The sequence below is a fragment of the Flavobacterium sp. WC2430 genome (assembly GCF_040822075.1).
In the GTDB taxonomy this organism is placed as follows: Bacteria; Bacteroidota; Bacteroidia; order Flavobacteriales; family Flavobacteriaceae; genus Flavobacterium.
Genome location: NZ_CP162007.1, coordinates 1,101,941 through 1,114,734 on the forward strand (window position 1 = coordinate 1,101,941; position 12,794 = coordinate 1,114,734).

Sequence of the window (12,794 nt, forward strand, 5' to 3'; positions counted from 1 at the left end):
CAATTATTTGATAGCCTTTTTTTATGTCAATAGTTTTATTTTACTATTTTTGGTAAAACTCATTAGCGGCAATTGAAAATTAAATACTACATACTTTCTTTCATTTTGTTTGTTTTTTTGGGTTGTTCCAAAAAGAAAACAGAAAATATCATTGTAACTTCATCAGAAGATAGTCTTTCTACTTATTTTTCCTTAGCCAACGATTTTAGTTTGGCCAAAGAGAAAAGACTATTGTATACTCAAAAAGCATATAACATCGTTGTCAATCAGGAGGAAGATTCTCTTAATAGATTGAATTTGTTTAGAGTAGCCAATCGTTATTATAACATAAATAAATGGGGTGAGTTTAATAAAACGGTTCATTTTGTATTAAAGAAATCGGAAAATGCTAAGGATACTTTAAATATAATAAAGGCCTATACTTATTTGGGTGATTATTATGAGTCACAAGCTATTCTCGATAGTTCATTTCAGTTTTATTATAAAGCGGAAAAAATGTATGAGAAACAAGGAGATAACTTTAATCTGGGTAGAATATTAATTAACAAAGCCACTCTGCAATATAAGGCAGGTGATTTTTTAGGTTCCGAAAAATCCGTTTTCAATGTATTGCGTGTAATTAAAGGTGAAAAGAAAATAAATAATGTTTTATATGATGCTTACAACCTTTTAGGGATAAATTACGGAGAGCTAGGTGAATATGAAAATGCTCTTACCTATCATAATAAAGCTTTAGCAATTAGCGATGATGAAATTATACCCGTAGTTTTTCAGTCAAAAGCGACTACTTATAATAATATTGGATTTCTGTATCTCAATTCTGGAAAATACTTACTTGCTAAAGAATATTTTCAAAAAGGATTAAAACAACCCAATCTAAAGTTACAGAAGCCATACGTATACACTATGTTATTAGATAATTTAGCCTATTCTAAATTTAAAATGGGAGAAAATGATGGGCTTCCAGATTTATTTTATCAGTCATTAAAGATAAGAGACAGTCTTCAATTAACAGCTGGGATATTTATCAATAAAATTCACTTAGCTGAATTTTTTGCTTCTAAAAATGATAAAATAAAAGCGTTGCAATATTCCAAAGAAGCTTTGTCACTTGCTCAAAGTACTAATATCTCAAGAGATATTTTAGTCGCTCTTAAGCAAATAGCTTTGATTGAACCTGAAAAGGCTTCACTTTATACTAAAGAATATATCCATGTCAACGAAAATTTACAAAAAGCAGAACGCAGTATGGGAGATAAATTTTCTCGTATTGAATATGAAACAGACAAGATAAAGGATGAAAACAGTAGCTTAGCAGATCAAAACAGGAATTTAGTATATGTTTTTAGTTTCTTTACTATTTTAGGATTGTTTTTATACATCATCAAAGCGCAAAAAACCAAGAATAGAGAATTGTTGTACAAACAACAGCAACAAAAAGCAAATGAGGATATTTATAACTTAATGATCTCGCAGCAAAATACGATTGAGACCAACAGGGTAAAAGAGAAAAAACGCGTGGCTCAAGAATTACATGATGGGGTTTTAGGGAGAATGTTTGGGGTGCGAATGAATTTAGATGGACTAAATAGGTTTAATGATGATACGGCTATTGAACAAAGAATTAGTTATTTATCGGAATTAAAAAATATTGAACAGGATATTCGTGAAATTTCTCACGACTTAAATAGAGAAAAATCGGAATTAATTAATAACTTCGTAGCAATTGTTGATAATTTATTTGAAAAACAACGTAATACTTTTAAGCCCAGATTGATTTCTAATATTGATAGAAACATTAAATGGGAATTATTAGTAAATGCTGTAAAAATCAATTTATATAGAATCATTCAGGAATCACTTCAAAATATTAATAAATATGCCAACGCTGAAAATATTAATATTGAGCTGAGAAAACAAGGCGATAATTTAGTATTAACGGTAACAGATGATGGCATTGGATTTAATGCCAGAGTTAAAAAAAAGGGAATTGGAATGCAAAATATGTTATCTCGAACTAAAGAATGTAATGGGATATTTAATGTAAAATCCAAAAAAGGAGAAGGCGCAATTATTACTGTTATAGTTCCATTAGAACAAATACAAATACCATCATAGAAATGACAATCGAATCTACTTTAATGCTAAAAGTAAAAAAAAACATATTAATAGTTGACGATCATCCGTTCATTATACAGGGATATAAAAATGCTATAACTAGGTATGATGCTGATAATTATGAGTTTTTTATAACAGAGGCAAAAGATTGTGAGTCAGCTTATCATGTTATTACTAATCCTGAATCGGCTATTTTTGATATCGCTTTTTTAGATATCAGTATGCCTTCGTATGAAGAACAAAATCTTTATTCGGGTGAGGATTTGGCAAAATTGATTTTAGAGAACATGCCAAATTGTAAAATAATTTTGTTGACTATGTTTACTGAGTTTTTAAAAATTAAAACAATCATAAGTAATATAAATCCAAATGGGTTAGTAATTAAAAATGATTTAACCTTTGATGAACTTTTATTTGCTTTTGATAAAGTGATCAAAAATGAATTTTATTACAGTAAATCTGTTTTAGAGATGTTAGAATCGCATGAAAATGACATCGAAATAGATTTGTTTGATAAGCAAATTCTTTTTCATTTGTCAAAGGGAACTAAAGCAAAAGACATTCCTCAATACATTCCAATTTCGTTAAACGCAATTGAAGCGCGAAAATTAAATCTCAAGGAATTATTAAAAGTAACTGATGGAAGTGATATCGAATTGGTTCGGGAAGCTAGAAAAATCGGTTTGTTATTTTAATATTGGAAATTACATAAAAAAAAGCGACACCTAATGATGTCGCTTTTTTTATTTATTCTTTTATAGCATCCCAACCTCTTGCCTTTAGAGGAATTCGAGTATTTGCTCTTGTCACTAAATGGATTCCTTCACTTTCTTGAACCATGTGTCCAATAATAGAGAAATTTGGATTTGCTTTTATTTTATCAAAATCTTCCATCGCAATAGTGAAAAGCAATTCATAATCCTCACCACCATTTATAGCAACAGTGGTGCTGTCAATATTGAATTCTTCACAAACACTGATGAACTGTGGATCAAGAGGAAGTTTATCTTCATATAAATTACAACCCACTTTAGATTGTTTACATAAATGCATAATTTCTGATGATAACCCATCAGAGATATCAATCATTGAAGTAGGTTTTATTTCTAAAGCATGTAATAAAGTTCTAATGTCTTTACGGGCTTCCGGTTTTAATTGACGCTCAATTATATAAGTATAAGAATCTAGATCTGGTTGTGAATTAGGATTTACTTGAAAAACTTGTTTCTCTCTCTCTAAAACTTGTAGTCCCATGTACGCAGCTCCAATATCACCAGACACAACTAGTAAATCGCTTTGTTTTGCTCCATTTCTATAAACAATTTCATCTTCATTGGCTTCGCCAATAGCAGTTATGCTTATAATTAATCCTTTTTGAGAAGAGGTTGTGTCGCCGCCTATTACATCTACTTTGTATTCATTGGCTGCATGAGTAATCCCTTCAAATAATTCTTCTAATGCTTCTAGTGGAAAACGATTTGAAACGGCAACAGAAACCGTGATTTGAGTTGCTTTTGCATTCATTGCACAGATATCTGATATATTTACTACAACTGCTTTGTACCCTAAGTGTTTCAAAGGCATGTAAGCCAAATCAAAATGTACGCCTTCTATTAATAAATCGGTAGAAACCACAACTTTTTTATCCTTGAAATCAAGAACAGCGGCATCATCACCAATTCCTTTTAGAGTGGAAGGTTGGATTATTTCGAAGTTTTTTGTCAAATGGTCTATCAATCCAAATTCTCCTAATTGAGCTATACTAGTACGTTGCGGGTTTTTATCTTCAATCATTATCTTTATTTTAAAGAAGCAAAGGTACAAAGTTGTAACCCTTTAATGAGATAAAGTAGAAGAGATTTTAGAATTGACTTTATGAATATAATTTTTTTTCGCATCTTTAAGAATAATTAAAAAAAGTTTACAATGAAATCATTTGATATAATTACACTAACAGTAAACCCCGCTTTGGATAAAAGTGCTCATTTTTCGGGATTAGTTCCTGAACAAAAAATAAGATGTGAAGCACCCCTTTATGATGCAGGTGGAGGGGGAATAAACGTTTCTAAAGCGATATCTCGTTTAGAAGGAAGCTCTTTAGCGGTAATGGCTTCTGGCGGTCCGTCAGGCGAAATTATTAAAGAAATTCTAAATAAAGAGTCAATTTCGTTTCGAGCTATTGAAACTAAAAATTGGACAAGAGAAAGTTTTGTTGCTGTTGATGATAATACCAATTCGCAATACCGTTTTAATTTTCCTGGAACTGCAGTTACGGAAACTGAAAAAAATGAAATTATCCAAGTTGTAGAAGGACTTGAATTTAAATTTCTCGTTTTAAGTGGAAGTTTAAGGGAGGGGTTACCTATTGACTTTTACCAAAAAATGGCTGAAATCGCAAAAAAATCAAATTCAAAACTCATTGTTGATACTGCTGGCGAAGCTTTAGAAAAAGTATTAGAAACTGGCGCTTATTTAATTAAACCGAATGTAGGAGAATTAGCAAAATTGATAGGAGTGGAGCGTCTCGAAATGGAGGAAGTAAACGAAGCTGCCAAAAAAATCATTGCCAAAGGTGGTGCGGAAATTGTGGTAGTTTCTCTTGGTCCTCAGGGTGCAGTTTTAGTCACTAAAGATGTGTATGAATATGTTCCCGCTCCTAATGTTGCTAAGAAAAGTACTGTTGGTGCTGGAGACAGTATGGTAGGAGGAATGGTTTGGGCATTGTCTCAAAATAAAAGCTTGAAAGAAGTAATTCGTTGGGGAGTAGCTTGCGGTTCAGCAGCAACAATGAACGAAGGAACACAGCTGTTTAAATTAGAAGATGCGAAACGATTGTTCGTATGGTTGCAGGATAAATAATGCTCTATAAAAAACCCTGATAATTTTTACATCATCAGGGTTCATTTATAATTTAAAATTCAGAATTTAAAATAATTTTTAATCATTCAATTTCAATACAGCCATAAACGCTTCTTGCGGAATCTCAACATTTCCTACCAATCTCATACGTTTTTTACCTTTCTTTTGTTTTTCAAGTAACTTACGTTTACGAGAAATATCTCCACCATAACATTTGGCAGTTACATCTTTACGCAAAGCTTTAATGGTTTCACGCGAAATTACTTTTACTCCAATAGCCGCTTGAACAGGAATGTCAAACTGTTGACGCGGAATCAATTCTTTCAATTTTTCACACATCTTTTTACCAATAGAATAAGCATTATCAACGTGCATCAAGGAAGATAAAGCATCCACAATTGTAGCATTCAATAAAATATCTACTTTAACCAAGTTGGAAGTTCGCATCCCAATAGGCGTGTAGTCAAATGATGCGTATCCTTTAGAAACTGTTTTCAATCGGTCATAAAAATCAAATACAATCTCTGCTAATGGCATATCAAATGTCAACTCTACTCTTTCTGTAGTCAAATACGTTTGATTGGTAATCAATCCGCGTTTTTCAATACACAAACTCATTACGTTACCTACATAATCCGCTTTAGTAATGATTGTAGCTTTGATAAAAGGCTCTTCAACATGGTCCAAGCGAGAAGGCTCAGGCAAGTCGGAAGGATTGTTTACAATAAGTACAGTTGTTGGATCTTTCTTAGTAAACGCATGGTACGAAACATTGGGAACAGTAGTGATTACTGTCATGTTAAACTCACGTTCTAGACGTTCCTGGATAATTTCCATGTGCAACATTCCTAAGAATCCACAACGGAAACCAAAACCTAATGCTGCTGAACTTTCCGGTAAAAATACGAGTGAAGCATCATTCAACTGAAGTTTCTCCATTGAGTTTCTCAACTCCTCATAATCCTCAGTGTCTACAGGATAAATTCCAGCAAAAACCATTGGTTTTACATCCTCAAAACCTGTAATTATATTTGTTGTTGGATTTTTCGCATCCGTCAATGTATCTCCTACTTTTACTTCTTTGGCTTCTTTAATTCCAGAAATTAAATACCCAACATCACCAGCTGAAATCACTTGTTTTGGAACCTGGTTTAATTTTAAAGTACCAATTTCATCTGCAAAATATTCATTGCCAGTAGCCATGAATTTAATTTTTTGACCTTTCTTTATTTGTCCATTTTTCACACGGAAAATAACTTCAATACCTCTAAAAGGATTGTAATGAGAGTCGAAAATCAATGCCTGTAATGGTTCGTCAACATTTCCTGATGGAGGTGGAATTTTCTCGATAATGGCAGCCAAAATATTTTCGACACCAAAACCTGTTTTTCCCGAAGCATGAATAATATCTTCCAATTTACATCCAAGTAAATCAATAATATCGTCACTTACCTCTTCTGGGTTCGCACTCGGTAAATCCACTTTATTTAAAACTGGAATAATTTCCAAGTCATTCTCTAAAGCCAAATACAAATTTGAAATCGTTTGTGCTTGAATACTTTGTGCAGCATCAACAATCAAAAGCGCACCTTCACAAGCAGCGATTGATCTCGAAACTTCATAAGAAAAATCGACGTGTCCCGGAGTATCAATCAAGTTCAAGATGTATTCTTGTCCTTTGTAGGTATACTCCATTTGTATGGCGTGACTTTTTATGGTAATCCCGCGTTCGCGTTCCAAGTCCATGTTGTCAAGCAATTGTGCTTTTTCTTGACGAGCGGTTACTGTTTGTGTAGCACCAAGTAAACGGTCAGCAAGTGTACTTTTCCCGTGATCAATATGTGCAATAATGCAAAAATTCCTTATATGTTTCATCTTCTATTTATGTCAATTTTTTAGGGCGTGACCACAAGGGTCGGGTTATTCGTTTCAATCTTTTCCTTTAAAAAAAAGGAAAAGGATTTTCACTGCTACCCCTCACGCAAAAGCGTCGAACAACGACAATTAATCTGCAAATATACGCTAAAATCAATAGCTTCAAAGCCTAGAATTAGTAAACTAATAGGTTAAGTTAGAAGTCTTTTCGATAACTACTTTCTGCGATTCATCTAAATGTTGTAATTTTGCACAAAATTAAACGAAGATGATTAAGATTGGCAACATAGAATTACCAGATTTCCCTTTACTTCTCGCTCCTATGGAGGACGTGAGTGACCCACCTTATCGTAGGTTGTGTAAAATGCATGGTGCCGATTTGATGTACTCTGAGTTTATTTCTTCTGAAGGTTTAATTCGTGACGCAATCAAAAGCCGAATGAAATTAGACATCTTCGACTACGAACGCCCCGTTGGAATCCAGATTTTTGGAGGTGATGAGGAAGCGATGGCTTTGTCTTCTAAAATTGTTTCAACTGTAAATCCAGATCTAATTGATATCAATTATGGTTGTCCAGTTAAGAAAGTGGTTTGTAAAGGTGCAGGTGCCGGAGTCTTAAAAGATGTGGATTTGATGATACGCTTGACGAAAGCCGTTATTGACAGTACTCATTTACCAGTAACGGTAAAAACGCGTTTGGGTTGGGATGACAATTCGATTAATATAGATGAGGTGGCAGAGCGTTTGCAAGATATTGGTGTTGCTGCTTTGAGTATTCACGCTAGAACTCGTGCCCAAATGTATAAAGGCCATTCGGACTGGTCGCACATCGCCCGAGTAAAAAACAACCCTAGAATCACCATGCCTATTTTTGGTAACGGAGATATCGACAGTCCAGAAAAAGCATTGCAATATAAAAATGAATACGGTATCGACGGAATCATGATTGGTCGTGCCGCGATTGGGTATCCTTGGATTTTCAACGAAATCAAACATTACTTCAAAACAGGGGAGCATTTAGCTAAACCTACAGTTGCTGATAGAGTAGAAGCCGTGCGCAATCACTTAACCTGGGCAATGGAATGGAAAGGAGAGCGATTGGGAATTGTTGAAACCCGTCCTCATTATACTAATTACTTTAAAGGAATTCACTCTTTTAAACCCTTCAAACAACAATTAGTTACACAAGATAATCCTGCCGAATTGTTTGCTATTTTAAATAACATAGAGCAAGCATATGCTGGTTATGAAGTGGTGTAGAAATTTTTGATAAAATAGTTAAACACGAATTCCACTAATTTACACAAATTGATTTGTATAAATTAGTGGAATTTTTCTATTTACATCTGAAATCTTAATCCAATAACTTTTTACTTACTCGGCTACTAGCAATCAATGAAGCAATAAAGCCAAGCGTAACTATTGTCCCCATCACAATTAACACATTTTCAAGAGAGAAAATGACAGGATAAGCCAGTGTAGGAGTAATCATAACGAGTTGGAAGTGTTGTTGCAGTAAAACGATAATTATTCCTAAAACTAATCCGATTATTCCGCCAAAAACGCTCAATAAAGTACCTTGAAGTAAAAATATTTTTCTCAAATCTTTTATTTCAGTTCCTAAATTAAAAAGGGTTTTCAAATTTCCTTTTTTGTCTAGAATCATCATAATCAATGCACCAATGAGGTTGAAAAGAGCTACCACTATTACTAAAGTAAATATTAAATATACTGCGATATTCTCAGTGTTCAACATTTTATATAAGGATTCATTGAGTTGTGCTCGATTCTTTACAGTTATTTTATTGTTGAAAATAGATTGTAGTTTGTCTATAATCGCATTTTCATCGGCTCCAGTTTTTTCTTTAATTTCTATGCCAGAAATCTGATTGTTTTTGTATTCCAATAATTCTTGGGCTAGACCTAAATCAGAAAAAACATATTTAGAATCTAGATCTTCGCTGATAGCGTAAATGCCAATAGGGAAAACTTCACTTTTGTTAAAAGCTTGTTCCGCATTTTCAATTGTTCCTTTTCCAGGTTTTGGAACTAGAACTTCTAGGGTTTTGTTATAATCAAGCAAGCCCATCGAAAATTTTTGAGCAATGCCATAACCTACCACTACTTGATTTGTATTAGGCTCAATCCATTGCCCATTGTAAAGTGTTTTTTTGATGTCGTTGACTTTACTAAAGTTTTGGTCGACGCCTTTCAAATAGGTTACTTCTTGCTTGTCATCAAAAACAAACAAAACGCGCTCTTCTATTATTTTAGAATAAGAAACAACGCCTTCTATTTTTTTGATTTGGTTTTCTTGTTCTGGAGTAACAAAAAATGATTTCCCTAAAGTGCTACTTATTTTTAAATCGGGATCAATATCATTGGTAAACGAAAGGCTAAAAACTTTCAGCCCACTAAAAACGGACAAAACCACAAACAAAGCCATTGCGCCAACAATAATTCCCATGCTGGCAATTCGATTGATGATATTGATAGCATTATTTTTACTATTGCTAAGAATGTAGCGTTTGGCTATGTAAAGGGGAAAATTCAAATTTTATTGGAATCTGCGTTTGTCCAAAAGATCTCTATTTTCTATAGGATTATCTCTATTGGCTAACGCATTGTCAATTTTTTCAATGTAGTCTAAAGAGTCGTCAATAAAGAAAACCAAATTGGGAACTTTTCTTAATTGCAAACGCACTCGTTGCGATAAATCATGTTTTATGTTTTTAGCATTGGACTTAACCGCCTCTAAGATTTCTTTGGCTTTGTCCTGAGGGAAAACGCTTAAATGCACTGTAGCTACTGATAAATCTGTAGTTACCGTAACCTTGGATACCGAAATGATTAAATTAGCTACTCCGTTTTTTCTCACTTCACCTTGGAGAATATCAACCAAATCTTTTTGGATAACCCCACCTATTTTTTTCTGTCTATTTGTTTCCATGCTGCAAAAATACTACTTTTAAGTTTTATCCCGAAGTTTCGGGACAAATTTTAAAAGTAACCTAAAAATAGTTGTGTTTGTAGGAGCTATTTCCTGCTGTTCTTTGCAATCTTTTATAAAGCTGAAAGCATTCAAAAGGCTTCCAGCTTTATAAAAGGATTTCCACTTCTATCAGGGCCTAGGGGATTTGGGAAGAAAATAAATTTAGGTTTTTGAATGAAAATTTACGAGTTTCAAAAGCACTATTAATCGTTAAACTTGAATAATTCGATTGTATTTATTTTCAAGGCTTTTGACATTATTCACAAGGTAGAAAGAGTTGCATTTGCTCTGCCAGCTTCTAATCTAGACCTATTACTTTTCTCAAAATTGCGTTTGCCAACTTGTATTTGTTTTGATTTTTCCAAATTTTAATTATCATTTACGACAAGTCAAAATTTGTTTTGTATCTGCTCATCGTAAATTTATTTGCCCAAATGAGGAAAACCGTAAAGTAATCGATTTTTTCTATGGTAGATTTGTGAGAGGATTAGAGTTATTAGATACCTTTGAGAAACGTTACCTGAAAAAAGACTTGAAAACCTTTGATTTATTCAAGAAATGTAAGGAACGGTTAGTATTCTAACATTCGATAACGGTAAATTGTAGCGGGGAAAATTAGCCGAACAGATGCCCAAAAAGATAGTAGGCAGTCCAAAAATCAATGAAATGAAAAAAATTATCTTTTTATGTTTTAGTGTAATATTCACTAATTTTACTTGGTCACAAATAACAGTAAACGCACCATCGAGTGTCGAAGTAGGTTTGAATAATCAATTTAGTTTTACTTTTATGCCTAAATCATCCGATTATCCTGCTGGTAGTAGCTCATATAAATTAACCTCTTGGTTTATTAATGACGGAAGTTCTAATATGAATAATTCTGGATATGGCTCGTATAGTAATAACTCACAATCTTTAAACACTTACAGTATTGGCCAATCACAAAGTATAAATTTCCCAATTCGATGGGAAGATAATTCAAATTCTTTGACCTCCAACATTTCTATTGTTGCAAATGTTAGTTATTATGCAGTTGATGCTTTAGGCAATACTTATCCTACTGGAAGTAGAATTCATCCTTTGACCTACACCGTAAATATTAATCGAATTTTTGCACCAACAATTTCTTCTCCGACGATTTTGGGTTGCTGTTCAAACAATGTTTCTATACAAGCTTCAAATTATGGAACTGCCAATAAATTTGTTTGGTTAATTTCAGGGGCTACTATAATTTCAGGTCAAGGTTCTCCGACAATTACAGTTAGCCCAGATCCATTACAAGCTCTTGTTACAGTAGATTGTGTTGTTTCGAGAAGTAATGGAAGTATTATGTATCAAAAATCAAAATCCAATACAATCCCAAAAACAAATAGAACAGCCTCATTTACTCCAAATTATAGTACCACTCCACCCTATGATTATATATGCAAAGGAAGTGGTGGGTTGCAAATGATTATTCCTACTCAATGCGGAATTTCAAGCATTAATTGGGTGGCTCCAAATTGTACTATCTCTGGTCAAAATACATTAACACCAACTATAACCCCTACTAGTGCGATTGCAACAGGGAGTTCAATAAATATTTATGCCGAAGTTTCTTTTATTGGTGGTTGTATAGCAACAACTCCTTCAATTTTATTTAAAATTTTAGACAGCACAACTGCTCCAACTCCTCAGGGTTATTTTACTGTAACATCTTCAAATGGTGGTTCAATATGTACTGCGGAAATATTCGATTTGTCATTTGTAAGCACAAATGGCTTTAACAATGGAATAACTACTGTTTCTCCTGAATTTCTTTGGGGCCCAGGGGATGAATTGCATTATAGAAATGGCAGACCTACAACGGTTACTGTATCTAATAAAAATCTGTGTACTGGTTTGTCAAGCAGTAAAACGTTTACTGTTTATCCTCCTGCTCCTTGTACTCCTAGTGCCAAATTATCCTCAAAAGGCAAGTCAGTAACAAGTGTTAAAGTTGAATCTACTGAGATTTTGGCTGCTACCTTACTTATAACCCCGAACCCAACAAACGGCAATATCAATGCTATGCTGCCTGATAACTATTCGGGTAATTATCAAATATTTGATATAAATGGGATTTTAGTGCAAGAAGCAAAATTTGACAATCAAACTGAATTACAAATTGAACTTTCACAAAAATTAAAATCAGGTATTTACGTTCTCAAAGTGATTACAGATACTAACATTTTTACAGGGAAAATCATTTTAAACAAATAAAATAACTTCAATTGCATTGTCTACAGGCAATGCAATTGTTTTTTTTTACAATAACTTAAATCAACAAAAAAATGAAAATCAATAAAATTTTATTCATCGCAACTTTATTAGTTGCAGTTGCTTCAAATGCTCAAATAAACAAAGGAAACTGGATGATGGGGGGTACTGCAGGATTGTCAAGCTCTAAATCAACAATTGGTGGAAGTACTACTGAATCTTCAACTTCTTTAGGAATTGCACCAAATATTGGATATTTTTTCATTGATAAACTAGCTATCGGCGCGGCTGGCCAATTCAGTTATATTTTTCCGAAAGGAGGTGACCACTCCATAAGTTCAAATAATATATCCCCATTTATTAGATATTACTTTTTAGGAAAAGAAAAGCAAATAAATATTTTTTCGGAAGTACGTTATGAAATTGTAAGATTACATCGTAGCAATTTTAAATCAGATACATTTTTAATTAAAGCGGGGACTGTTTTCTTTGTGAATAGTAGTGTTGGTATTGAAGTTGCATTAAATTATTCAACTCAAAAACTTAATCCAAACATTGAAAATCGATCCATATATTTAAATGTTGGTTTTCAAATACATTTAGAGAAAGAATGAAATAATTAAAAACGTAAAACATAAATTTTTATTATTTGGAATAAGCTATGCAATAAAAAGATAAAATTATCATCCTAATAAATAACCACAAAAGCAT

General features: G+C 33.1%; 10 protein-coding genes. 6 read left to right on the plus strand and 4 right to left on the minus strand.

Annotated features, from left to right (window positions below):
• Window positions 1-72: 72 nt before the first annotated feature.
• Window positions 73-2,118: an ATP-binding protein gene (locus AB3G36_RS04765; protein ID WP_367756539.1), complete on the plus strand. Its 2,046-nt coding sequence runs from the start codon at window positions 73-75 to the stop codon at window positions 2,116-2,118.
• Window positions 2,119-2,120: 2 nt separating this feature from the next.
• Window positions 2,121-2,813 carry a response regulator gene (locus tag AB3G36_RS04770; protein WP_367756541.1) on the plus strand — a complete coding sequence of 231 codons (693 nt, stop codon included), beginning with the start codon at window positions 2,121-2,123 and terminating at the stop codon, window positions 2,811-2,813.
• Between the two features lie 52 nt (window positions 2,814-2,865).
• Here the strand turns inward: AB3G36_RS04770 and thiL are convergent, their stop codons facing one another.
• On the minus strand, window positions 2,866-3,912 hold the full coding sequence (gene thiL / locus AB3G36_RS04775; protein WP_367756543.1) for a thiamine-phosphate kinase: 1,047 nt from the start codon (window positions 3,910-3,912) through the stop codon (window positions 2,866-2,868).
• Window positions 3,913-4,044: 132 nt separating this feature from the next.
• Between thiL and AB3G36_RS04780 the strand changes: the two genes are divergently transcribed.
• Window positions 4,045-4,977, plus strand: a complete 933-nt coding sequence (locus AB3G36_RS04780) for a 1-phosphofructokinase family hexose kinase (protein WP_367756545.1) — start codon at window positions 4,045-4,047, stop codon at window positions 4,975-4,977.
• Window positions 4,978-5,055: 78 nt separating this feature from the next.
• Here the strand turns inward: AB3G36_RS04780 and lepA are convergent, their stop codons facing one another.
• The gene (gene lepA / locus AB3G36_RS04785) at window positions 5,056-6,852 is read right to left on the minus strand and encodes a translation elongation factor 4 (RefSeq protein WP_367756547.1); all 1,797 of its coding nucleotides are present in this window, start codon (window positions 6,850-6,852) and stop codon (window positions 5,056-5,058) included.
• 268 nt (window positions 6,853-7,120) lie between these two features.
• Here lepA and dusB point away from each other — a divergent pair, with 268 nt between their 5' ends.
• Window positions 7,121-8,113 carry a tRNA dihydrouridine synthase DusB gene (dusB, locus tag AB3G36_RS04790; protein WP_367756549.1) on the plus strand — a complete coding sequence of 331 codons (993 nt, stop codon included), beginning with the start codon at window positions 7,121-7,123 and terminating at the stop codon, window positions 8,111-8,113.
• 94 nt (window positions 8,114-8,207) lie between these two features.
• Here dusB and AB3G36_RS04795 read toward each other — a convergent pair whose 3' ends face one another.
• Together AB3G36_RS04795 and rbfA are read right to left on the minus strand one after the other, a co-directional pair.
• Window positions 8,208-9,407: an ABC transporter permease gene (locus AB3G36_RS04795; protein ID WP_367756551.1), complete on the minus strand. Its 1,200-nt coding sequence runs from the start codon at window positions 9,405-9,407 to the stop codon at window positions 8,208-8,210.
• A gap of 3 nt (window positions 9,408-9,410) precedes the next feature.
• The gene (rbfA, locus tag AB3G36_RS04800) at window positions 9,411-9,803 is read right to left on the minus strand and encodes a 30S ribosome-binding factor RbfA (RefSeq protein ID WP_367756553.1); all 393 of its coding nucleotides are present in this window, start codon (window positions 9,801-9,803) and stop codon (window positions 9,411-9,413) included.
• A gap of 708 nt (window positions 9,804-10,511) precedes the next feature.
• Between rbfA and AB3G36_RS04805 the strand changes: the two genes are divergently transcribed.
• Window positions 10,512-12,086 carry a T9SS type A sorting domain-containing protein gene (locus AB3G36_RS04805; RefSeq protein ID WP_367756555.1) on the plus strand — a complete coding sequence of 525 codons (1,575 nt, stop codon included), beginning with the start codon at window positions 10,512-10,514 and terminating at the stop codon, window positions 12,084-12,086.
• A 71-nt stretch (window positions 12,087-12,157) separates the two neighbouring features.
• A complete protein-coding gene (locus tag AB3G36_RS04810) occupies window positions 12,158-12,697 on the plus strand; it encodes a hypothetical protein (protein ID WP_367756557.1) in 540 nt (179 codons plus the stop codon).
• The last annotated feature ends 97 nt before the right edge of the window (window positions 12,698-12,794 follow it).